Origin of the sequence: Phenylobacterium sp., assembly GCF_013822795.1 — a bacterium.
In the GTDB taxonomy this organism is placed as follows: Bacteria; Pseudomonadota; Alphaproteobacteria; order Caulobacterales; family Caulobacteraceae; genus Phenylobacterium.
Map to the genome: position 1 here is coordinate 58661 of NZ_PNLB01000008.1, position 22043 is coordinate 80703.

The following is a 22043-nucleotide window of genomic DNA, read 5'->3' on the forward strand; positions in this document are numbered from 1 at the left end:
TCGCCCGGTCCTTGCATCACCTTCATCCAGGCGTGCGGGGGTCCTCCAGGCCGTCGCGCGGTATCCCATGACGAGCCGCGACGCGCGCCCTGAGCAGCCACCAATAGCAGGCCCAGAGCCGGTGCAGTTCGTAGATCGCCCGATCGAGGAGCCAGCGGAAAATCCCGCGTTCCTCAGCTGGCGCCATCGTCATCTGCTCAACCAACATCGGTCAGCCCTCGATCTGCAGCCGCAGGATGCAAGGCCGCACATTGGGCCGCAAACGACTAGTTGGCCGCCGCTCTGTGAGCTGAGCTCACTTGGCCCTCACCGTTGACAGCGCCGCTGCGCGGTCCACCTTTCCGACATGGAAACCACTGAGATCTCCGGCCTTCGGGTCCTGCTCTGGCCCGAGGAAGGGCCGCCCCTGGCCTCCGGCCGCGACGCCAGCGACATCATCGGCGACGCCTTTTCCGTCCAAGCCCAGGTGGTGGTGATCCCGGCCGCCCGGCTTTCGCCGGACTTCCTGCGGCTGTCCACCGGACTGGCGGGCGAGGTGCTGCAGAAGTTCGTCAACTACGGCCTGCGCGCGGTGATCCTCGGCGACGTCTCGGCCGCGGCGGCCGCCAGCGCCCCGCTGCGGGATTTCATCGGCGAGTCCAATCGCGGCCGCCAGGTCTGGTTCCTGCCCGACCTCGCCGCTCTCGAAGCCAAAGCCGCCATCGCGTAACAACGTTCTGCGGCGTGACCCAGGTCACAGCCGGTCGGCCGCAACGGGCCTACGAATCTGCCTCACAAGACGGCCGCATCCCGCGGTCCTTCACTCCCCTGGAGGCAGTCATGCATCGCTTGGTTCTCCCGACCCTCGCCGTTCTCGCCCTGTCCATGGCGGCCGGCGCCCATGCCGAAGAAGGCATCATGCGGGTCAAAGTCGGTGATCTGAACGTCCATTCGGACGCCGGCGCCCGCACCGCATTCAAGCGTATCAACATTGCAGTCCGCAACTTCTGCGGCCCGCTGCAAGGCTACTCGCCCGGTTATCCGGCCGAGGTCCGCGCCTGCCGCAAGGAGATGACGGACAAGGCGGTTTCGAAGCTCGACGCGCCGCTGGTCACCGCCCTCTACACGCCGCAAGCCACGACCCAGCTGGCGCGGCGCTGAACCTACCGCCCACGGTTCGCACCGCTGTGATAGCCTCCGCCCCTCTGGAGCGGAGGCTATCGCTGTGTCCGATCGGATCGACGGCGTAGAGGCGGTGCTGGCGAGTCTGGGGCGCAGTCCCGTGCTCGCCCGCTTCACGCCGCAGGGCCTCGAACGCCTGGCGCGCTCCGGCGGCTGGCGCTCGCTCGCTCCGGGCGAGGCGCTGTTCCAAGCCGGCGATCCTGGCGACGCGGTCTATGTCGTGGTCGAGGGCGAGGTCGAGGTGCGCGCCTCGACCCAGGGCGGGCGCGACGTGCGGCTGATCTCGCTCGGCCCCGGCGACCTGGTCGGCGAGATGGCCGCCCTCGACGGCGGCCCGCGCTCGGCGGACGTGGCCGCGCTGCGCCGCACGCGGCTGTGGCGCATCTCCCGCGTCGCCATGCTCGCGGCGCTCGAAGCCGATCCGAAGGCCGCCGTAGCGCTGGTGGTCGAGCTCAGTGCCCGCCTGCGCGCCGCCGACGCCGCGATCAGCGATCAGGCGGTACTGGACCTGGGCGGCCGCCTCGCCCGCCTGTTGCTGGCCGAGCAGGGCGCGGGCGGCCTCGTCTCCCTGACCCAGACTGAAATCAGCCGCCGCCTCGGCCATTCGCGTGAAAAAGTGAACCGCAAGCTGCACGACTGGGTCCGCGAGGGCTCGGTCGAACTGGCCCCCGCCGGGGTCCGGGTCCTCATCGCCCAGCGGCTGGAGGCCTTGATCGGGCATCGGTTGCGGACCTGATCCCAGCGGCCTCGAAGGTGCGGTACGGTGCGTTCCAACCTGGCGTCGCCGACGGCGCTTGCGCGGCGCCGTTGCTCAACTACGAGGGACGCCTGCATGCCTGCGCTCCAAACCGCGATGACCAAGCTCAACGCTTCGTTCGGCCCCGACGAGATCGACAAGTTCGCCGCCGCCAACGCCAAGTCCTTCGCCCCTGGCGGCAAGATCGAGGCCGGCCTGCTCACGCCCCCCGGCACGGTGCTGCACCGTGCGCTCGGGACCTACCTCGAGACCCTGCCCGGCGCCTTCCACGAGACCCTGCGCGGCATCCTGCATTATGCGCTCAGCGCCGCCCCGCCGATCCCGGTCACCTTTGCCTGGGCCCCCGGCTACGACTTCGAGCTCAACATCTGGCAGGCCCCCGATGCGCCGGAGACCCGCGGCGGGATCACCGTGCTGATCAAGAGCCGCTATCCGGCCGACAAGCATCCGCTAAGCCGCTAGTAGGCGCGCTCGCCCTCGTCGCCGCCCAGGAACGCCAGGCGCACGCCCTCGCGCAGGTGCCGCTCGTCCTCGGGATTGGCGTAGGTCACCAATCGCGGTGCCTCGGCCCGTGCACGCGCACGTACGTCCAGCGGATAGGCCGCGCGGGCGTCCTCGAACCGGCCGAGCCGCGCCAGTCCGGCCGCCAGGATCGCCGCGGCGCGGGAGTCGTTCAGCCGCACAGCCGACTGCGCATGGCGCACGGCCTCACCGTAGTTGCGCGCCTGATAGTGGGCCAGGGCCAGCAGCTGCAGCATCGGGGCGATCTGCGGGTCATAGGGGCTGAGCCTCAGGCTGCGCTCGATCGGCTCGACCGCCTGCGCCGGCTGGCCGGAATAGATCAGCACCTGACCCAGCCGGAAGTGACCGAAGGCGAAGTTCGGGTTCAGCGACAGCGCCCGCTGCGCCTGCTCCAGCGCCTCCTCGTGACGGCCCAGATAGAGCGCCGCCCCGGCTCCGGCGAAGTAGCCGTAGGCGTCGCGCGGATCGAGCGCCACCGCCCGCCGCGCCGCCTCGCGCGCCTCCTCCAGATCGGCGACCGGCTGCTCGGACCAGCCGTAGATCGCCCCGCCATAGAGCATTCGCGCCAGGCCGACATAGCCCAGGGCCAAGGTCGGATCGCGGGCGATGGCCTGGCGGAACAGCTCCAGCGCCTGGTGGTAGTCGCCCCGGCTCATCCGGTTGAAGTGCCACATGCCGCGCTGGAAGCAGTCGAGCGCGCTGAGGTCGGCCAGGCTCTTGCGGGCGATCCGCGCGGCCTCGGTGTCCAGCATCGCCGGCTCGATCGCCGCCACCACGTGTTCGGTGATCTCGTCCTGCAGCGCGAAGAGGTCGGCCATGCTGCGGTCCAGGGCGTGCGCCCAGATCTGCTGAGCGCTGGCCGCCTCGATCAGCCGCACATTGACCCGGACCCGCTCGCCGGCCCGCCGGACGCTGCCTTCCAGCACGTAGCGGACGCCCAGGTCGCGGCCCACCTGACGCGCGTCGACGCTGCGGCCCTTGTAGGTGAAGCTGGTGTTGCGATCGATGACGAAGAACCAGCGCCAGCGCGAGAGCGCCGTGACCACGTCGTCGGTGACCGCGTCGGCGAAGTAGTCGTTCTCGGCCTCCGCGCCAAAGCACTGGAACGGCAGCACCACCATCGACGGCTTGTCCGGCAGGGCCAGCCCAGTCCGCCGCCCGCTCTCGGCCGCGCCGTCCAGCAATACCCGGTAGACCCGCACCGGCCGCGCCATGTTCTTCAGGCTCTGCTCGCCGACGTCGTCGAACCCGACGTCGACGCGGCCCTGCGCATCCTCCTGCACCCGCGCCGACACCCAGATGCCGCCCGGCTCGGCCAGGCCTTCCAGCCGGGCGGCGACGTTGACCCCGTCGCCGAGGATGTCGTCGCCATCGATCACCACGTCGGCGGCGTTCACCCCGACCCGGAAACGGATCTGCTCGTCCTCGGCCACGCCGTCATTGAGACCGGCCATGCCGCGCTGGATCTCGATGGCGCAGTTCAGCGCCTCGACGACGCTGTCGAACGCCGCCAGCAGCCCATCGCCCGCCGTCTTGATGATCCGCCCGCGCCGTGCGGCGATGGTTGGCTCGATCAGCCCGTGCAAGTGATCGGCGAAGCGCGCCAGCGTCGCCTCCTCGTCGGCCTCGACCAGGCGGCTGTAGCCGACGACGTCGGCGGCGAGGATCGCGGTCAGCCGACGCTCCATGGGACCGGCCAAGTCTCCTTCTGGCCCGCCCCGACGCCGCGGCGACTATAGCAAACCCAGCGCCGGCCAAACGCCCTCATCGGCGATCACGGTTCAAAATCATCGGCTTAGCCGCAAATGCGACCAATCCGGACACCGGGTCGACCAGCAGGGAGCCGCAATCGCAGCTTTGCTGCTAACTTCTCGCGAGCAAACCCGAGGGCTGCGATGTTCAAGACCGACGTATCGCGACAGGCCGCGTGGCTGACGCTCGGCATCTGGCTGCTGTCCGGCTCACTCGCCTCGACAATCGCCGCCATCGTCGGCGTGCGGATGACCCCGGCCCTGGTCGGCACCGCCATCGCCATCAACCTGGTCGGCATCCTCTGCTCGGTGTTGCTCTACCGGGTCTCCGTGCACGTTCGCGACAAGAACGCCTTCCAGCGCATCGCCCTGATGGCCGCCGCGGTCGTGTTCCTGGCCGCCGTCCTGTCCGGCTCGGACATGCTGATCATGGACCTCTCCAACACCGCCAAGCAGTGGTCGCCCAACCGCACCCTGTGGATGCGCTTCGCCAACAACGCCGGCGGCTTCTTCTGGATTTTGGGCGCCCTGGGCGCGATCTACACGACCCTCCAGGCCAACCACATGGTGCGCGAGCGCGAACGCCAGCTCGCCGACGCCCGCACCGCCGCCAGCGAGGCCCACGCCGCAGCCAGCGCCGCGCGTCTGGCCGCCCTGCGCTACCAGCTCAACCCGCACTTCCTGTTCAACACGCTCAACGCCGTCTCGTCCGCCGTCATCACCGGCCGCAACGACGAGGCCGAGAGCATGCTCTCCAAGCTCGCCGACTTCCTGCGCGTGACCCTGGTCGCCGATCCCGAGGCGCTGATCTCGCTCGACGACGAGATGGCCACCCTCCAGGCCTATCTGGAGATCGAGAGCGTCCGCTTCCGCGAGCGACTGGCCCTGGAGTTCGTCTGCCCCGACGACCTGCGCACCGCGCTGATCCCCTCGTTCCTGCTGCAGCCGCTGATCGAGAACGCCATCAAGCACGCCGTCTCCCCGACCAGCGCCACCGTCACCATCCGCCTGGAAGCCACCCGCGACGGCGAGGACCTCGTGGTCCTGGTCCAGGACGACGGCGATGGCTCCCATGGGGGCGAAGTGCGCCCCGGCGCCGGCGTCGGGCTCAGCAATGTGCGCCAGCGGCTGGAAGCGCTCTATGGCCCGCGCGGCGTGCTGCAGGCCGCCCCGCTGGCCCGCGGCTTCCTCGCCATGGTGCGGCTGCCGCTGCAGCGCGCCGCCGCCGTCACTCCGCTCCGATCGAAAGCCGCCGCCTGATGCGTCTCCTGCTCGTCGACGACGAACCCGCCGCGCTCGAGCGGCTCTCGGCCCTGCTGACCCAGGTCAGCGACGTCGAGGTCGTGGGCCAGGCCCGCAACGGCCGCGAGGCCGCCGAGGCGGTCGAGGCCCTGAAGCCCGATCTGGTGCTGCTCGACATCCAGATGCCCGAGCGCAGCGGCCTCGACGTCGCCGCCGGTCTGCCGTTGGAGGAGCGGCCGGAGATCGTCTTCGTCACCGCCTTCGAGCTCTACGCCGCTGACGCCTTCGAGGTCGAGGCCGCCGACTACCTGCTCAAGCCCGTCCGTTTCGACCGCCTGCGCCAGGCGATCGAGCGCGCCCGCCGCCGCCGCGCCATGCGCGCGGCCGCCGCCCGCGCCGAGGACGCCGCGGCCTCGCCGGCCGACGAGGATCCCGACGGCTTCTGGGTCCAGGTCCGCACCGGCTACGTGCGCGTGCCGCTGGGCGAGATCGACTGGATCGAGGCCGCCAAGGACTACGTGCTGCTGCACACCGCCACCCGCAGCCATATCCACCGCGCCACCATGACTGCGCTGGAGCGCAAGATGCCGCCGGCCGAGATGATCCGCGTGCACCGCTCGGCCTTCGTGCGGCCGGCCAAGGTCAAGGAGGTCAAGCGCCTGGGCAAGGGACTGATCTCGCTGGTGCTGGAGGACGGCGTCAACGTCGCCGTCGGCCCCTCCTACGTCAACGCGGTCACCGAGCGGCTGGCTCTCTACCAGGACTGAACCGCACAAACGAAAACGCCGCCCCTAATGCAAGGGCGGCGCTCGCAGCAGGACAGATGTTCGGCGTCAGCCGAAGGCCAGGCTCCGCCGACGATTGCGGATCGCGGTCCCGGCCAGGCCGAACCCCATGATCATCATCGCCCAGGTCGCCGGCTCCGGCACCGCGCTCGGCATCGCGCCGGTGACCAGCAGGTTGTCGAACTTCACCCCGCGGCCCAGCGCAGCATAGTCGCTGGCGAACTGGAAGCGGATGTCGACCACCTGGCCGGCCAGCGCGCTCAGGTCGTACGTCGCCCGCCCCGACTGCGTGCCGGAATAGCCCTTGCCGCCCAGCAGCGTCGCGGCCCGGCCGGAGAGGTTGTAGTAGGTGTCGCTCGAAGCCGGGGTCAGCATCGCGCCCGGGCCGAACACGCCGCTGGTCGAGAACGCCAGGTTGAAGGCGTCGTAGCCGTACTCGCTGACGATGTCGTAGTCGAAGGCCAGCAGCGCGTCGGTCGCCTTCGTGAGGTCCAGTCGCACCTGATAGAACGAGTATTCGTTGTTGGTGTAGACGCCGCCCTGGTGGCCGACCGTGCCGCCTCCGACGCTGAACTTGCCGCCCAGGCTCTCGTTCGCGCCCAGCCCGGTGTTGAAGTTCTGCGAGAAGATCGTCGCGGCCTGCGCCGCTCCGGTCATCAGGGCGCTCGCGGCCACCGCCGCCAGCAGTATGCTTGTCTTCATCAGAAGCCCTCGTTGAGCGCCGCGACGTCCGCGGCGGCTTTCGGGGACTCCTCTTGGCGAGCGCGGGCCGAAGCGTCAGCGCAGCTGCGCCCAAACCCGACCGGAGGGCGCTCCGCGCGACGAAATACGACGTACGGTCGACCAGTCCTGTGCGACGTTCACCTCTAGTTTTATATCTGACCGATGTCGGGAACGGGCGCCCTGCCCCGTCCTTAGGGAGAACGAGACACACCCATGCGCTACGCCATCCTTTGCTACAACGACGAAGCCGTGACCTCCGCCTGGAGCAAGGAGGAGGACGACGCGGTGATGGAAAAGCTGGAAGTGGTCCAGGAGCGGCTGCGACAGGAGGGCAAGCTCGGCCCGGCCATCCGCCTGCTGCCGACCACCTCGGCCACCACCCTGCGCAAGGCCCAGAACCTGGTCGTGGACGGTCCGTTCGCCGAGACCAAGGAACAGCTGCTCGGCTTCTACATCGTCGACGTTGAAACCCTTGAGGACGGTCTGCAGATCGCCCGCGACCTCGCCGTGGCCAATCCCGGCGGCGCGTACGAACTGCGTCCGATCGCCCTCTTCCTGCCCGGAATCGAGATGACGTGACCACCGACCCCGCCTGGATCGACGCCGCCCTGACCTCCGCCCGCCCGCAGGCGGTCAGCGCCCTGCTGCGCTACTTCCGCGACCTCGACCTGGCCGAGGAGGCGTTCCAGGACGCCTGCCTGCGGGCGCTGAAGTCCTGGCCGGACAAGGGCCCTCCGCGCGATCCAGCCGCCTGGCTGATCCTGGTCGGCCGCAACAGCGGCATCGACGCCACGCGCCGGCGCTCGCGCCTCCAGGCCCTGCCCTCCGAAGTACTGCTGTCCGATCTCGACGACGTCGAGGCGCCGCTCGCCGAGCGTCTCGACGGCTCGGACTACCGCGACGACATCCTGCGGCTGCTGTTCATCTGCTGCCATCCGGACCTGCCGGCGGTGCAGCAGGTGGCCGTCGCCCTGCGCATCGTCAGCGGCTTGTCGGTCAAGCAGATCGCCCGCGCCTTCCTGGTCAGCGAGGCGGCGATGGAACAGCGCATCACCCGTGCCAAGGCCAAGATCGGCCAGGCCAACGTCGCCTTCGAGGCCCCCGGCCCCGCCGAGCGCGCCGAGCGCCTGGCCGCCGTCGCCGCGGTCATCTACCTGATCTTCAACGAGGGCTACTCCTCGACCGTGGCCGAGGCCGACGCCCGCACGCCGTTCGCCGAAGAGGCCATCCGCCTCGCGCGCCTGCTGCTGCGCCTATTCCAGACCGAGCCGGAGATCATGGGTCTGGCCGCCCTGATGCTGCTGCAGCACTCGCGCGCCGCCGCCCGCTTCGACGCCGATGGCCAGATCGTGTTGCTCGACGACCAGGACCGCGGCCTCTGGAACCGCACCCTGATCGCCGAGGGCCTGGCCCTGATCGACAAGGCGCTGCGCCACGCCGCCCCCGGCCCCTACCAAGTCCAGGCCGCCATCGCCGCACTGCACGCCCGCGCCGCCAGCGCCGCCGACACCGACTGGCCCCAGATCGACCGGCTCTACGCCACGCTGGAGCAGATGAACCCCTCGCCGGTCGTCACCCTCAACCGCGCAGTCGCGGTCTCCAAGACGCAGGGACCAGAAGCGGCGCTGGCGATGATCGACCCGCTGGAGGCGCAGCTTTCCGGCTACTTCTACTTCCACGGGGCCCGCGGCAGCTTCCTCAAGCAGCTCGGCCGCAAGGACGAGGCGCGCATCGCCTTCGACCGCGCCATCGCCCTGGCCAACAGCGCGCCGGAGGCGGCCCACATCCGCCAGCACCTCGACAGCCTGGCCGGCGAGGCCGGCTGAAACGCATTTTTTGCAAGACCCGCTGTCGGATCGGGCTAACCTCGTTCGTCCTTGGATCAGACGCCCCTCTCAAGGGGCCAGCCAGGAAGGAAGCCGCCATGTCCGTCACCGCGACCATGGAAACCACCGCCGGCGAACTCGCCGCGATCGATATGCCGCCGATGACCGGCGTCACCCCGCACCTCAACCTCGTCGGCGCCAGCGACGCCTCGGCGTTCTACCAGAAGGCCTTCGGGGCCCGCGAAGCCTTCCGGCTGCCGGCCGACGACGGCCAGCGGCTGATGCACTGCGCGCTGGTGATCAACGGCGGCAATCTAATGATCTGCGACTGTTTCCCGGAAATGGGACACGGCTTCGAGCACCAGCCCTCGGCCTCGTTCACCATGCATCTGCAGGTCGACGACATCGAAGCCTGGTTCCAGCGCGCCGTCGACGCTGGCGCCCAGGTGCTGCAGCCCATCGAGGACATGTTCTGGGGCGACCGCTACGCCCGCCTGCTCGATCCCTACGGCGTCCACTGGGCGCTGGGCCAGACCAAGACAGGCTGACCCGAAAGGACATCCCATGCTCGCCGCGCTCATCGGCATCCTGATCATCGCGCTGTTGGGCTTGATCGCCTACGTCGCGAACCACCCCTCCGACTTCCGGCTCGAGCGCTCGACCACGGTCCGCGCCGCGCCGGAAACGCTCTTCGACCTGATTTCGGATTTCCACCGCTGGACCGCTTGGTCGCCGTTCGAAGGCATCGACGCCGACCTCAAGCGCGCCTACGGCGGGGCCGACCAGGGGGTCGGGGCGACCTACGGCTGGGAAGGACGCAAGACCGGGTCAGGAAGCATGGCCATCACCGAGGCCGAGAAACCCTCCCGGGTGCTGATCGACCTCATGTTCATCAAGCCGGTCCAGGCCCACAACAAGGCCGAGTTCACCCTCGAACCGGACGGCGATGCGACCAAGGTCACTTGGGCGATGTCAGGCCATAGCGGCTTCTTCGCCAAGCTGATCGATGTCTTCCTCCCGATGGAGAAGATGGTCGGACCGCGGTTCGAACAAGGCCTCGCCAAGCTCAAGGCGCTCGCCGAGCAGGCCTGACCGCCACTCCAAGGATTACTGCAATGACCTCCCTCGACCCGGCGGCGCGCGCGACTGCGCCCGCCGCCTCCAAGGCCCTGACCTGGGCCGGCTGGGGCCTCACGGGCCTGGCCACCCTGTTCATGACCTTCGACATCGCCATCAAGCTGATCGACCTCCAGATCGTCCGCGACACCATGGTCCAGCTCGGCTACCCGCCCGAGCTCGGCCGCACCATCGGCGTGATCGAGCTGATCTGTCTGGCCCTCTACCTGAACCCCCGGACGGCGGTGCTCGGCGCGGTGCTGTTCACCGGCGTCATGGGCGGAGCGATCGCCACTCACCTGCGGATCGGCGACCCGCTGTTCAGCCACGTCCTGTTCGGCGTCTATCTCGGCGCCGCGATCTGGGGCGGCCTTTGGCTGCGCGACACGCGCCTGCGCGCCCTCTTCCCCGTCCGTCTCTGACCAGGAGCCTGAGCATGTCCGACAAGGTCGACGCCTACCTCGCCGCCCTCATAGCCGTCCGCGCTGAAGCGCAGGCCGCCGGTCTCTCGGAAGACTTCAAATGGGGCCACCCCATGTGGTCCTCCGCCGATGGCGCGGTGTGCCTGATCAAGGGCTTCAAGACCCATGTGAACCTCGCGTTCTGGCGCGGAGCCCAGATGACCGAGCTCGACGCCCGGCTGACGCCCAGCGGCGGCTTCCAGATGGCGACGATCAAGTTGACCGATCCAGTCGAGCTGAACCCTGGCCAGCTCCGCGGCCTGATCGAGGCGGGCGCCGCGCTTAACGCCAAGCACGGCGACCCGTTGAAGGCGAAAGCCTAGTCGCGACCGCGCGAAGCCTCGGCGACGTCTCCCGTCGCCGAGGTGATCGCTCCTAGAATTCTTCCCAGGCGTCGGCCGCCGGCTCCAGCTTGCGCGCGGTCGCCGCGCCCGAGGCGGCGATCCGCATCGGGGCCTGGACCGTGCGCCGCTGTTGCGGTGGCGGGGGACTGGCGGCGCCCAGCTCGAACTGCGCCATCGAATGCCCCAGTTCCGCCGCCTGCTGGGCCAGGGCGTGGCTGGCGGCGGTGGACTGCTCGACCATCGCCGCGTTCTGCTGGGTCATTTGGTCCATGTCGTTGATGGCGGTGTTGACCTGCGCCAGGCCCACGGCCTGTTCCTGGGCCGAGGCCGCGATCTCGGTCACCAGCTCGGTGATCTTGGCGACCTCTCCGACGATCCGCCGCAGCGCCTCGCCGGTCTTGCCGACCAGTTCGACGCCCGAGCTCACCTGGGCGGTCGAAGCGGTGATCAGCGCCTTGATCTCCTTGGCCGCCTCGGCCGAGCGCTGGGCCAGGGCCCTCACTTCCGACGCCACGACCGCAAAGCCGCGACCGGCCTCTCCGGCCCGGGCCGCTTCGACCCCGGCGTTCAACGCCAGCAGATTGGTCTGGAAGGCGATCTCGTCGATCACCCCGACGATCTGGCTGATCTGGGTGGCCGAAGACTCGATCTTGCCCATCGCCGAAATCGCGTCGGAAACCACCACGCCGGAGGCCTCGGCGTCGCCGCGAGCGGCGTTGACGACGCTTTGCGCCTCCTTGGCCCCTTCGGCGGTCTTCCTGACCGTGGCGGTGATCTCGTCCAGCGCCGCCGCCGTCTCCTCCAGGTTGGCCGCCTGCCGCTCGGTCCGGTGCGACAGGTCGTCGGCCGCTGAGGTGATCTCCCCGGTGCCCGACTGAATGGCCCCGGCGGCGGTCGCCACGCTGTCCATGACCTCGTGCAGACGGCCGATGGCCGCATTGAAGTCGGCCTGCAGGCGCGCGTACTCCTCGGGGAACTCGCCGTCGATGCGATAGCTCAGGTCGCCCCTGGCTAGCCGCGCCAGCGCCTTGGCCGTGGCTTCGACTGCAAACACCTGCTGCTCACGCGCCGCCGCGCGCTCGGCGTCGCGCCTCTGGTGCTCCAGCTCGGTGGCGGTGATGTCGGTGGCGAACTTGATGACTTTGTAGAGCCGGCCGGACTTGTCGAACATCGGGTTGTAAGTGGCCTGCAGCCAAATCTGCCGGCCGCCCTTGGCGACGCGAAGAAACTTGTCGGACAGGAACTCGCCGCGGTTCAGGCCGCGCCAGAACTCGCGGTACGCCTCGCTGGACCCGTACTCGGACGTGACGAACAGGCTGTGCTTGCGCCCCACCACCTCGCCGGGGGTGTAGCCCATCGCGCTATAGAAGTTGTCGTTGGCCTTGATGATCGTGCCGTCGAGTTCGAATTCGATCACGGCTTGAGACTTATGCACCGCGCCCATGATCGCCTCGAGCTCGGCGACCGCACTGGCCGCCGCCTCGTCGGCCGGCGTCCTTCTCTTGAACATCATGTGTCAGTTCCCCCGCAGTGCGGCGGCACGACCCGCCTCACCCTAGGAGGGTTGCCCTGACGCGGTAAACGAAACCGTAAGGCTGAACGACAAAATTATACGTACTTTCCGTAACTTACGCGCGACCACTTGCCAGATTTTTGAGCAGCGGAACGGCGCGCCGGCCGCGCACGCGCGCCGCATTCGAAACCTGCGTCGCATCGGCCCTTCCCCTCGGCCGCTGCTGCAGCCATGCTCGCCGCAACGAACAAGTCGGGGGAGGAAACCACACTCATGGCCGCCACAGATGCGGGCGCCGCCGCGCCGCCGCGCCAGCCGTTGTTCTCAGAGGGCTACAAGCAGTCCGTCCTGTGGCTGCTGGTCCTCGCCTACACTTTCAACTTCATCGACCGGACGATCATCTCGACCATCGGCCAGGCGATCAAAGTCGACCTGAAGCTGACCGACACCCAGCTCGGCCTGCTCGGCGGCCTGGCCTTCGCCCTGCTCTACACGACCCTCGGCATTCCGATCGCCCGCCTGGCCGAGCGCCATAGCCGGGTCAACATCATCACCATCGCCATCGTCGTCTGGTCAGCCTTCACCGCGCTTTGCGGCATGGCCACCAGCTTCCTGCAGCTGCTGCTGTTCCGCGTCGGCGTCGGGGTCGGCGAAGCTGGCCTCTCCCCGCCCGCCCACTCGCTGATCTCCGACTACTTCGAGCCCCAAAAGCGCGCCTCGGCGCTGTCGATCTACTCGTTCGGGATTCCGCTCGGCACCATGTTCGGCGCGGTCGCCGGCGGCTGGATCGCCCAGAACCTCGATTGGCGCATGGCCTTCATGATGGTCGGCCTGCCTGGCGTCATCGTCGCCATCCTGCTCAAGGTCTTCGTCAAGGAACCGCCGCGCGGCTATTCCGACCGCCTGGTCGCCCAGCAGGCCGCCGACGCGCCGGTTCTGGAGGGTGATGAGACCGCGCCCACCGTCCACGCCAAGCCGCCCTCGATCCTGGCGGTGGCCAAGCGGATCTTCGGCAAGTGGGGCTTCTTCCACATGGTGGCCGGCATCACCCTGGCCTCCTTCGCCGGCTACGGCACCGGCCAGTACTCGGCCCCGTACTTCATCCGCATGTTCGGCCTGGACCTCGCCACCGTTGGCCTGATCTTCGGGGTCATCGGCGGGATCGCCGCTGGCATCGGCACCCTGCTCGGCGGCTTCCTCACTGACTATGCCGCCCGCAAGTCCGGTCGCTGGTACGCGCTGGTCCCGGCCATCGGCCTGCTGATCGCCTGCCCGCTCTACATCCTCGTCTACACCCGCGACGACTGGAAGCTGGCCGCCGGCCTGCTGCTGATCCCGGGCATCTTCCACTACACCTATCTCGGCCCGACGTTCGGGGTGATCCAGAACGCCGTCAGCCTGCGCATGCGCGCCACCGCCACGGCGCTGCTGTTCTTCGTGCTGAACCTGATCGCGCTGGGCTTCGGCCCGCCCTTCTGCGGCTGGGTGATCGACATGCTCAGCCAGGGCCAGTTCGCCGCCAAGGACCTCGGTCCGTTCTTCGACCTCTGCCCCGGCGGAGTCGGCAAGGAAGGCGCCGGCGCGGCCATCGACGCGGCCTGCAAGGCCGCCGTCGCCCAGGGCACACGCGAGGGCATCGTCTGGAACCTGCTGATCTACGGCTGGGCCGGCCTCCACTACCTGCTCGCCGCGATCACCCTGCCCAAGGACATGGCCGACGCCCTCGCCAAGACCGAGGCCGAAGCCGCGGCCGGCGCCTGATGGACGGTCAGGCGGAACAACCCGGCCGCCTGATCGGCCTGCCCGAGCGACTGACTGACGACGTGGTCCTGCTCGACGGCCACGTCCTCGCCGACGCCGAGGCTCACCTGGCCGGCGAGGACGCCGAGATGCTGCTGCGCTTCGAGGCGCCGCACGCCTCCACCCTCGATCAGACCCGCGCGGCCATCGGGCGCTGGATCGCGGCTCGCGCCGCCGGCGGCCCGATGTTCGCCTACGCCGTGCGCGACGCGTCGGGGGAGCTGGTCGGCGGCTGCGAACTGCGTCTCGCCGCCCCCGACAGCGCCGACGTCTCCTACTGGGTGTTCCCGGCCTTCCGCGGCCAGGGCTACGCCCGGCGGGCGCTGACCCTGCTCTGCCAGGCGGCGGCCGGGCTGGACGACGTGAACTGGGCCGAGGCCCACATCGACCCCGACAATCTCGCCTCGCGCTGCGTCGCCGAGCGCGCCGGCTTCGTCGAGACCGGGGTGGTCAGCGACGCCACCGCCTCGGGCGAGACCGCGCGCCGCGTGCTCTACACCCTAGCGCTTGCGCCCGAGCTCGGCCGCTACTCCGGCCAGCGGCCGACGCCGCCGTCCTGAACGAGCAGCCCAGTGAGTGTGCGGTCGGCGTGCTGGGCGCGCCAGGCCAGCATCGCCTGGGCCTGCGCCAGCACCCGTCCAGGGTCGCTCGTCAGCGTCCGCCAACTCGGATCGGCCGCGAGGTCAAAGCACAGCCAGTCACCGTCGGCGAATTGGACATAGGCCTCGGTCGCAGTCCGCCGCACCGCCAGGCTCTGCCGTTCCAGCCGCCGGTCCCAGGGCCACGGATGCGGCCCGCGCGGAATGTTCCCGAACCGCCAGTCGAACTCCCAGTGCGCCGCCTCGCGCCACCATGGCGGGTCGCCGCCCTCGAGGAACGGCGTCAACGGCAGCCCGTCGCACTGGGCCGGCACCGCAACGCCCATCGCCTCGCACAGGGTCGGCAGCAGGTCGACGTTTTCGGTGAACCGCTCGACGACCCTCCCGTGGGCCTGCGGCCGGCGCGGATCGCGGACGATCCCCAGCACGTGATAGCTGGCCTCGAAGTAGCCGGCCTTCTGGATCAGCCCCTGGTCGCCGAGCTGCTCGCCATGGTCGGCCGTCACCACGATGAAGGTGTCGTCCCACTGGCCCGCCGCCTCCAGCGCCGCCCAGACCCGGCCGAGCTGATGGTCGACCTCGCTGATCATGCCGAAGTACTGCGCACGCAGCTTGGCCATCTCGGCCGCATCGCTCGGCGCGGCCAGCCCCGACTTCAGCAGACCCTCGTGCAGTCGGTGCCGCTCCTCGCCGGCCGGAACCGGAGCCGGGACGTCGGCGGGATCGTACATCGTCGCGAACTCGCCGGCCGCAGCGTACGGCGGATGCGGGCGCAGCTGCGACAGATGCGCGAACCAGGGCCCATCCTGACGCCCCAGCCAATCGAGGAAGACGTCGGTGTGGAACGCCGACAGGCTGTGTTCGGCCGGTCGATCCGGCTCGCCGGCCAGCGCGCCGTCGCTATCGTCAGGTACCTGGTGACCCAGGGCCCTTAACCTGCCGATCCAGGCGCTCGGGTCGTGTGTCGTGAAGTTCAGGCCGACCTCGAAACCCGGCAGTACGCCCTCATAGGTGAACAGCCGCGGATCCTTACGGTCATTGACCTCGCGGGGGTCCACAGCCTGGTCGGTGTAGCCGAAAAGCGTCGGAACGTATCCGGCGCGAGCGGCGGCTTTCGCCACGTTGTCGAGCCTGCGATCCAATGGCGTCCCGTTGGCGACCACCCGGTGATTGAGCTGGTAGGTCCCGGTGTAGAGGCTGGCCCGCCCCGGCCCGCAGGGCGCGGCCTGGCTGTAGTGCCGCGCCAGCCGAACCCCTTGCCGCGCCAGGCGGTCCAGGTTGGGCGTGCGCACGATCGGATGCCCGGCGCACGACAGGCAGTCGGCGCGGAACTGGTCGAGGGTGATGAAGAGGATGTTCACGCCCGCCACACTGAACGCTGCGTGGCCGAAGGGGAAGCAGCCTAGCCTGGCGCCTAGGGTTGCGCTTACCCTCCCCCCGCATGACTCTCTCCGATCTCAGCCCCCTCCCGCTCACCACTGTCGTCGGCGCCTTCCTTCTGGCGTTTCCGGCCCTGTTCTCGATCGTCAATCCGGTCGGCGCGGCGATCACCTTTCACCAGGTCACCGAGGGGCGTTCGGACAGGCACGAGCTGGCCTGGCGCATCGCCTTCAACGCCTTGCTGATCTTGCTGGGGTCGCTGCTGCTGGGCGGCTACATCCTGAACTTCTTCGGCGTCAGTCTGGGCGCCCTGCGGGTCGCCGGCGGCCTGGTCGTCGCCATCCGCGCCTGGCAGCTGCTGATGCAGCCCGAGGCCCAGGAAAGCCGCAAGGCCAACGCCGCCGCCTCGGCCGAGCAGCACGTGCAGGAAGACGTCGCCTTCTTCCCGCTGACCATGCCGTTCACCACCGGCCCGGGGGCGATCTCGGTGGCCATCGCGCTGGCCTCGCAGCGCCCGGCCGACGGCCATGGCGTGCTGTCGTTCTTCGCGGGGGTCAGCATCGCCGCGGTGCTGGTCGCCTTGCTGGTCGGCGTTTCCTACCGCTGGTCGAGCAAGGTCCTGTCGCTGCTGGGCGCGTCGGGCGCTCGGGTGATGTCGCGGCTGGTGGCCTTCCTGCTGCTCTGCGTCGGCGTCCAGATCATCTCCAGCGGCCTGGAAAGCCTGGTCACCTCCTATCTGAAGGCCGCGACCTAAGGCCCCCGAACGTTGCGATTCCGGCTCGGTGGGGCTAACACCCGCCGCGAAGGAGCCCCGCCATGATCCCCCGTTACGCCCGCCCGGAAGCCGCCGCCATCTGGGACCCGCAAACGCGGTTCAAGATCATGTTCGAGATCGAGGCCCACGCCGCCGACAAGATGGCCGAGCTGGGCGTGATCCCGAAGCAAGCCGCCGAAACCATCTGGGCCAAGGGCCGCGACGCGGTGTTCGAAGTCGAGCGCATTGACGCCATCGAGCGTGAAGTGAAGCACGACGTCATCGCCTTCCTGACCCACGTCACCGAGATCGTCGGCCCCGAAGCCCGCTTCCTGCACCAGGGCATGACCTCGTCGGACGTCAACGACACCGCACTGGCCGTCCAGCTCAGCCGCGCCACCGACCTCCTGATCGAGGACGTCGACCTGGTCCTGGCCGCCCTTCAGAAGCGCGCCTTCGAGCACAAGCTGACCCCGACCGTCGGCCGCAGCCACGGCATCCACGCCGAGCCGACCACCTTCGGCCTGAAGCTCGCCGGCCACTACGCCGAGTTCGTGCGCGCCAAGGAACGCCTGGCGATGGCCAAGTTCGAGATCGCCACCTGCGCGATCTCCGGCGCGGTCGGCACCTTCGCCAACGTCTCGCCCGAAGTCGAAGCTCACGTCGCCGAGAAGATGGGCCTGGCCGTCGAGCCGGTCTCCACCCAGGTGATCCCGCGCGACCGTCACGCCGCCTACTTTGCCGCCCTCGGCGTCGTCGCCTCGTCGGTCGAGCGCCTCGCCGTCGAGATCCGCCACCTGCAGCGCACCGAAGTGCTTGAAGCCGAAGAGTTCTTCGACGTCGGCCAAAAGGGCTCGTCGGCCATGCCGCACAAGCGCAACCCGATCCTCACCGAGAACCTGACCGGCCTCGCCCGCCTGGTCCGCTCGGCCGTGGTCCCGGCGATGGAGAACGTCGCCCTCTGGCACGAGCGCGACATCAGCCACTCGTCGGTCGAGCGCGGCATCGCCCCGGACACCACCATCCACCTCGACTTCGCCCTGCGCCGCCTGGCCAACGTCGTCGACCGCCTGCTGATCTACCCGCAGAACATGCTGAAGAACCTCGACCGCCTCGGCGGCCTGGTCCACTCCCAGCGCGTGCTGCTGGCCCTGACCCAGAAGGACATCAGCCGCGAGGGCGCCTACGCGGCGGTCCAGCGCAACGCCATGAAGGTCTGGCGCGGCGAAGGGAACTTCCTCGACTTCCTCAAGGCCGACCCGGAAGTGATCCTGTCGGACGAAGAGCTCTCCGAGCTGTTCGACAACGGCTATCACTTCAAGAACGTCGACACCGTCTTCGCCCGCGTGTTCGGCGAAGACGCCATGAAAGCCGCGGCGGAGTAGTTCCGTCGCACGCCAAGTCAGGCTAGAGATCGGTCATGATTACGACCTCACGTGGTCGGCGGCGCTTCTGGCTCCGCCGGACCCAGGGCCCGACCTGCATCGTATGACGCCCCTGATCTGATTCAGGCGACGCCGCACGGCCGTGCGGCGTCTAGGGGCGGCCCGCGCCGCCAGCGACACATACGAGACCCTTCGATGACCGATCACACCACCGCCTGGGCGCAGCGTTTCAGCGAGCGCATGTCCCGCGTCCGCGCCAACGAGATCCGCGAGTTGCTCAAGCTGCTCGACCAGCCCGACATCCTCTCCTTCGCCGGCGGCATTCCTGACCCCGGCCTGTTCCCCTCCGAGCGCATCCAGGCCAGCTACCAGGCGGTCCTGACCGACCCCGAGCTGTCCCAACAGGCGCTGCAGTACTCGGTCAGCGAGGGCTATCTGCCGCTGCGCGAGTGGCTGGCCGAGCGGATGGCCACGCATGGCGTCGCCTGCGGGCCGGAGAACATCATGCTGACCGCTGGCTCGCAGCAGGCGCTCGACCTGCTGGGCAAGCTGTTCCTGAGCCGCGGCGACACCGTGGTCGTCGCCCGCCCGACCTATCTGGGCGCCCTGCAGGCCTTCACCGCCTACGAGCCGAACTATCTGGACTTGCCGGAAGGCGCCTTGGACGGCGACTGGGACGCCGAGAGCCTGATGGCCGGTCGCGCGGCCCGGCCGCTTGGCTACTTCGTCCCCGACTACGCCAACCCGACCGGCGAGAGCATGACCACCGCCCAGCGCCAGGCGCTGCTGGAGCTGGCCGACGCGACGGACATGACGCTGATTGAGGACGCCGCCTATCGCGAACTGCGCTTCGCCGGCGAGGCGCTGCCCAGCCTGCTGGCCCTCGACATCACCCGGTCTGGCTCGATCGAGCAGGCGCGCACGCTCTATTGCGGCACGTTCTCGAAGACGATTTCGCCGGCGCTGCGGCTGGGCTGGGTCTGCGGCCCCAAGGCGGTCATCGAAAAGCTGGTGCTGCTCAAGCAGGGCAGCGACCTGCACGTCTCGACGATCAACCAGATGGTCGGCTGGCGCACCGTGACCGAGGACTACGAGCAGCACCTTTCGCGTCTGCGCAACGCCTATGGGGCCAAGGCCCAGGCGACGCTGGACGCCCTGGACCGTCACATGCCGCAGGGCGTGACGTGGTCGAAGCCGGAGGGCGGCATGTTCGTCTGGCTGCGGCTGCCGGAGGGGATCGACGGCAAGGACCTGCTGGCCCGCGCCATCGCCGAGGAGCGCGTGGCCTTCGTGCCCGGCGCGCCGTTCTTCGCCGAGACGGCGGCCGACAACACCATCCGGCTCAGCTACTCGCTGCCGTCGGCCGACGAGATCGACGACGGCGTGGCGCGCCTGGCCCGGCTGATCGCCCGGCAGGGCTAGCCCCGGCGGGAGACCAGCGTTCGCCCCACTCCCGCCGCGCGGCGATCGGTGCTTCTATGGCGCCCTAGATGGTCCACCTCGCCCTGCTTCTGATCGGCGCAAAGGCGCTCCAGCCCCACTGGCGCACCCTTGTGGCGCTGGGGCTGGTCTGCATCGCCTTCGGGGCGGTGCTGGTCGCCGACGTCTGGAACGGGGTCGACATCTTCACGATCGACGTGGTCGGCGCGGTGCTGTTCGTCTACGGCCTGATCGACCTCGCAGCCGCGCTGTTCGTCGGCGCGCGCCGCAGCCGCCCGGCCGTGCTGCGCGGGCTGGTCTTCATGGTCTGCGGCTTCCTGGCCTACAACTTCCCGTCCGATCGCAACATCGGCGCGACGGTGATCCTCGGCACGGCCTTCGCCCTCGACGGCGGCTTGCGGATCCTGACCGCGGCGACGGTGCGCTTCCGCACGTGGCGCTGGGCGGTGGCCGGGGCGCTGGGCGAGCTGGCGCTCTCGGCGATGATCTTCGCCGACTGGCCCTTCCACCATCACCTGACAGCGCCGTTCTGCCTGGGCCTGGCGCTGACCATGACCGGACTGGCCTTCTTCCGCCTCGGCCGCCAGCTCCGGCTGCTGCCGCCGGGCGCCTCAGTCACCGCCCTGCCGCTATTCTCGCACTGGAACTGGCACGCCCGCACGCCGCTGCCGGACCCCGACGCCGAGGCGCCCTGGGCGCACTCCGACCCGATGACCGTTTACGTCTGGACGCCTATCGGCTCGGCGCTGGATCCGCGCCGCCGGCCGGTGGTCGACCGCTACGTCGCCGCCGTGGATCGCAAGGGGGTCATCTCGACCGGCCACTCGGCGCTCGACTGCCCGCCCGAACTCTATGTGAGCCACTATCCGGGCGTAGAGATCGACCACTCGCCGACCGATTTCTCGCACATACTGCGCGCCACCTCGGAGAACGACATCCGCGGCCGCTTCCTGCCCTCGCACGAGGCCGAAGTCGCCGACTGGTGTCCGCCCGATCGACACATCAACTTTCACCGCTACAACCGCAAGGCCCTCGCCCAGTTCTGGCGCGGCTACAGCCAGGACGACACCTACAACCTGACCCGCCGCAACTGCTCCTCGACCGTGGTCATGGCGCTGGATTCGGCGATCGAGGGCGTCTTTGGGCATGAACGGCCGGGGACGCGTCTGCTGCGGCTGTTTCTCGACCCGAACATGTACCTGCTGGCCCTGCTGCGCGGCCGGGCCGAGAGCATGACCTGGACGCCCGGGCTGGTGCTCGACTACGCCACTCGCCTGCAGGCCGTCACCCAGCCGAAGGCGCGGTCGGCGTGAGCGAAGTTCGAGCCGCCCCCCGGCCGCTTGCGATCGGCGTGGTCATCGCCACCGCGGCGATCTTCGGACTTACCTACGGCCTGGTCTCGCCGCTGATCTCGCTGAACCTGGTCAAGCGCGGCCTGGGCGAAGGGGCCATCGGCCTGAATGCGGCGATGTACGCGCTCGGCGTGCTGCTGGTGGCGGTCTTTCTGCCGCGACTGGCGGCGCGCTTTGGCCTGCGCAGCCTCAGCCTGACGGCGCTGGCGGCCGCCGCGGTGGTGCTGGCGCTGTTCCCGGCCGCGCCGTGGATCTGGCTGTGGTTCCCGCTGCGCTTCTGTCTGGGTCTCGCGTCCGAACTGCTGTTCGTCAGCTCCGAGGCCTGGCTGAACGGCATGGCCACCGAGGAGAGCCGCGGCCGCACCATGGCCGCCTACACCGCCACCCTGTCGCTCGGCTACGCGGTCGGGCCGATGGTCCTCTCGGTGGTCGGGACCGACGGAGCCACGGCCTACCTGATCGGCGCCGGCATCACCCTGACGGCCTTCGCAGTGATGGCGCTCTCGAGGGTGCACGCGCCCCGCTTCGACGAGCCGCCGACCGTGCGGCCGTTGGCCTATCTGAAGCTCGCCCCGGTCGGGATCGCCGCCACCGCGCTGAACGCCGCAATCGAGACCGCCGGCCTCAGCTTCTTCGCCATCTACGCCATGCACTCGGGCTGGAACGAACCGGGCGCGGCGCGGCTGCTCTCGACGCTGCTGGTCGGGGCGGTGCTGCTGCAGTTGCCGATCGGCTGGCTGGCCGACCGCGTCGACCGCCGCCGACTGTTGGTCAGCCTGGCGCTGCTGGCCGCAGGCGGAGCGCTCGTCTGGCCGCTGATCCTGCCCGATCCCTACCTGGCCTATCCGGCCATCTTTCTGTGGGGCGGGGTGTTCGTCGGGGTCTACACCATCGCGCTGGCCCATGTCGGCGGCCGCTTCAGCGGCGGCGACCTGGTCGGGATCTATGCGGTGATGTCATTGGCCTGGGGCTTGGGAGCCCTGCTCGGCCCGGCCACGGCCGGCCTGGCCATGGAGGCGACCCCGCAGGGCCTGCCGCTGTTCGCCGCCGCAGCCTGTTTCGGCTTCGCGGTGCTGGCCTGGCGCCTGCGCAAGGGCGCATAGGCCCGAGGGACGGCTCCCCCGGGCCCGCT

23 protein-coding genes are annotated in these 22043 nt (G+C 69.4%); 19 read left to right on the forward strand and 4 right to left on the reverse strand.

Going from position 1 to position 22043, the window contains the following annotated elements; all coding sequences use genetic code 11:
• The first annotated feature begins 346 nt into the window (after nucleotides 1-346).
• The 4 genes from C0481_RS08940 (at nucleotide 347) to C0481_RS08955 (ending at nucleotide 2380) form a co-directional block, all read left to right on the forward strand.
• Nucleotides 347-709, forward strand: coding sequence for a DUF4180 domain-containing protein (locus C0481_RS08940; protein WP_293402784.1), 363 nt, complete (start codon nucleotides 347-349; stop codon nucleotides 707-709).
• Nucleotides 710-819: 110 nt separating this feature from the next.
• The gene (locus C0481_RS08945; protein WP_293402786.1) at nucleotides 820-1140 is read left to right on the forward strand and encodes a UrcA family protein; all 321 of its coding nucleotides are present in this window, start codon (nucleotides 820-822) and stop codon (nucleotides 1138-1140) included.
• 64 nt (nucleotides 1141-1204) lie between these two features.
• Nucleotides 1205-1897, forward strand: coding sequence for a Crp/Fnr family transcriptional regulator (locus tag C0481_RS08950; protein ID WP_293402788.1), 693 nt, complete (start codon nucleotides 1205-1207; stop codon nucleotides 1895-1897).
• Nucleotides 1898-1993: 96 nt separating this feature from the next.
• Nucleotides 1994-2380, forward strand: coding sequence for a hypothetical protein (locus C0481_RS08955; protein ID WP_293402790.1), 387 nt, complete (start codon nucleotides 1994-1996; stop codon nucleotides 2378-2380).
• Here C0481_RS08955 and C0481_RS08960 read toward each other — a convergent pair.
• A complete protein-coding gene (locus tag C0481_RS08960; RefSeq protein ID WP_293402792.1) occupies nucleotides 2377-4140 on the reverse strand; it encodes an adenylate/guanylate cyclase domain-containing protein in 1764 nt (587 codons plus the stop codon). The two genes, C0481_RS08955 and C0481_RS08960, sit on opposite strands and share 4 nt — an antisense overlap.
• 195 nt (nucleotides 4141-4335) lie before the next feature.
• Here C0481_RS08960 and C0481_RS08965 point away from each other — a divergent pair, with 195 nt between their 5' ends.
• Together C0481_RS08965 and C0481_RS08970 are read left to right on the forward strand one after the other, a co-directional pair.
• Nucleotides 4336-5451, forward strand: coding sequence for a histidine kinase (locus C0481_RS08965; RefSeq protein ID WP_293402794.1), 1116 nt, complete (start codon nucleotides 4336-4338; stop codon nucleotides 5449-5451).
• Nucleotides 5451-6200: a LytTR family DNA-binding domain-containing protein gene (locus C0481_RS08970; RefSeq protein ID WP_293402796.1), complete on the forward strand. Its 750-nt coding sequence runs from the start codon at nucleotides 5451-5453 to the stop codon at nucleotides 6198-6200. Before C0481_RS08965 ends, C0481_RS08970 begins: the two co-directional genes overlap by 1 nt.
• A gap of 66 nt (nucleotides 6201-6266) precedes the next feature.
• Here C0481_RS08970 and C0481_RS08975 read toward each other — a convergent pair whose 3' ends face one another.
• Nucleotides 6267-6920, reverse strand: a complete 654-nt coding sequence (locus C0481_RS08975; protein WP_293402798.1) for a PEPxxWA-CTERM sorting domain-containing protein — start codon at nucleotides 6918-6920, stop codon at nucleotides 6267-6269.
• Between the two features lie 234 nt (nucleotides 6921-7154).
• Here C0481_RS08975 and C0481_RS08980 point away from each other — a divergent pair, with 234 nt between their 5' ends.
• From C0481_RS08980 to C0481_RS09005, 6 genes are all read left to right on the forward strand, one after another.
• A complete protein-coding gene (locus C0481_RS08980) occupies nucleotides 7155-7520 on the forward strand; it encodes a YciI family protein (protein ID WP_267230437.1) in 366 nt (121 codons plus the stop codon).
• Nucleotides 7517-8767, forward strand: a complete 1251-nt coding sequence (locus C0481_RS08985; protein ID WP_293402802.1) for an RNA polymerase sigma factor — start codon at nucleotides 7517-7519, stop codon at nucleotides 8765-8767. Before C0481_RS08980 ends, C0481_RS08985 begins: the two co-directional genes overlap by 4 nt.
• 98 nt (nucleotides 8768-8865) lie before the next feature.
• Nucleotides 8866-9315 carry a VOC family protein gene (locus C0481_RS08990; protein WP_293402804.1) on the forward strand — a complete coding sequence of 150 codons (450 nt, stop codon included), beginning with the start codon at nucleotides 8866-8868 and terminating at the stop codon, nucleotides 9313-9315.
• Between the two features lie 16 nt (nucleotides 9316-9331).
• Nucleotides 9332-9859 (forward strand): SRPBCC family protein, encoded by a 528-nt coding sequence (locus C0481_RS08995; RefSeq protein WP_293402806.1) that lies wholly within the window; start codon nucleotides 9332-9334, stop codon nucleotides 9857-9859.
• A 23-nt stretch (nucleotides 9860-9882) separates the two neighbouring features.
• Nucleotides 9883-10305 (forward strand): DoxX family protein, encoded by a 423-nt coding sequence (locus C0481_RS09000; protein WP_293402808.1) that lies wholly within the window; start codon nucleotides 9883-9885, stop codon nucleotides 10303-10305.
• Between the two features lie 14 nt (nucleotides 10306-10319).
• Complete coding sequence (locus C0481_RS09005) at nucleotides 10320-10667, forward strand: DUF1801 domain-containing protein (protein WP_293402810.1); 348 nt, start codon at nucleotides 10320-10322, stop codon at nucleotides 10665-10667.
• A 52-nt stretch (nucleotides 10668-10719) separates the two neighbouring features.
• Here the strand turns inward: C0481_RS09005 and C0481_RS09010 are convergent, their stop codons facing one another.
• Nucleotides 10720-12201 carry a PAS domain-containing methyl-accepting chemotaxis protein gene (locus C0481_RS09010; RefSeq protein WP_293402812.1) on the reverse strand — a complete coding sequence of 494 codons (1482 nt, stop codon included), beginning with the start codon at nucleotides 12199-12201 and terminating at the stop codon, nucleotides 10720-10722.
• A 273-nt stretch (nucleotides 12202-12474) separates the two neighbouring features.
• Between C0481_RS09010 and C0481_RS09015 the strand changes: the two genes are divergently transcribed.
• Both C0481_RS09015 and C0481_RS09020 read left to right on the forward strand, forming a co-directional pair.
• Nucleotides 12475-13962, forward strand: a complete 1488-nt coding sequence (locus C0481_RS09015) for an MFS transporter (protein ID WP_293402814.1) — start codon at nucleotides 12475-12477, stop codon at nucleotides 13960-13962.
• Nucleotides 13962-14561, forward strand: a complete 600-nt coding sequence (locus C0481_RS09020; protein WP_293402816.1) for a GNAT family N-acetyltransferase — start codon at nucleotides 13962-13964, stop codon at nucleotides 14559-14561. The genes C0481_RS09015 and C0481_RS09020 overlap by 1 nt, the downstream gene beginning before the upstream one ends.
• On the opposite strand, the gene C0481_RS09025 is transcribed toward C0481_RS09020, so the two are convergent.
• Nucleotides 14528-15961, reverse strand: coding sequence for a sulfatase-like hydrolase/transferase (locus C0481_RS09025; protein ID WP_293402818.1), 1434 nt, complete (start codon nucleotides 15959-15961; stop codon nucleotides 14528-14530). The genes C0481_RS09020 and C0481_RS09025 overlap by 34 nt on opposite strands.
• A gap of 80 nt (nucleotides 15962-16041) precedes the next feature.
• Here C0481_RS09025 and C0481_RS09030 point away from each other — a divergent pair, with 80 nt between their 5' ends.
• From C0481_RS09030 to C0481_RS09050, 5 genes are all read left to right on the forward strand, one after another.
• Complete coding sequence (locus tag C0481_RS09030; RefSeq protein WP_293402820.1) at nucleotides 16042-16734, forward strand: MarC family protein; 693 nt, start codon at nucleotides 16042-16044, stop codon at nucleotides 16732-16734.
• Between the two features lie 62 nt (nucleotides 16735-16796).
• Nucleotides 16797-18119, forward strand: a complete 1323-nt coding sequence (purB, locus tag C0481_RS09035; protein ID WP_293402822.1) for an adenylosuccinate lyase — start codon at nucleotides 16797-16799, stop codon at nucleotides 18117-18119.
• A gap of 195 nt (nucleotides 18120-18314) precedes the next feature.
• A complete protein-coding gene (locus tag C0481_RS09040; protein ID WP_293402824.1) occupies nucleotides 18315-19541 on the forward strand; it encodes a PLP-dependent aminotransferase family protein in 1227 nt (408 codons plus the stop codon).
• 68 nt (nucleotides 19542-19609) lie between these two features.
• A complete protein-coding gene (locus C0481_RS09045; protein ID WP_293402826.1) occupies nucleotides 19610-20872 on the forward strand; it encodes a hypothetical protein in 1263 nt (420 codons plus the stop codon).
• Nucleotides 20869-22014, forward strand: coding sequence for an MFS transporter (locus C0481_RS09050; protein ID WP_293402828.1), 1146 nt, complete (start codon nucleotides 20869-20871; stop codon nucleotides 22012-22014). The genes C0481_RS09045 and C0481_RS09050 overlap by 4 nt, the downstream gene beginning before the upstream one ends.
• Nucleotides 22015-22043: the final 29 nt, after the last annotated feature.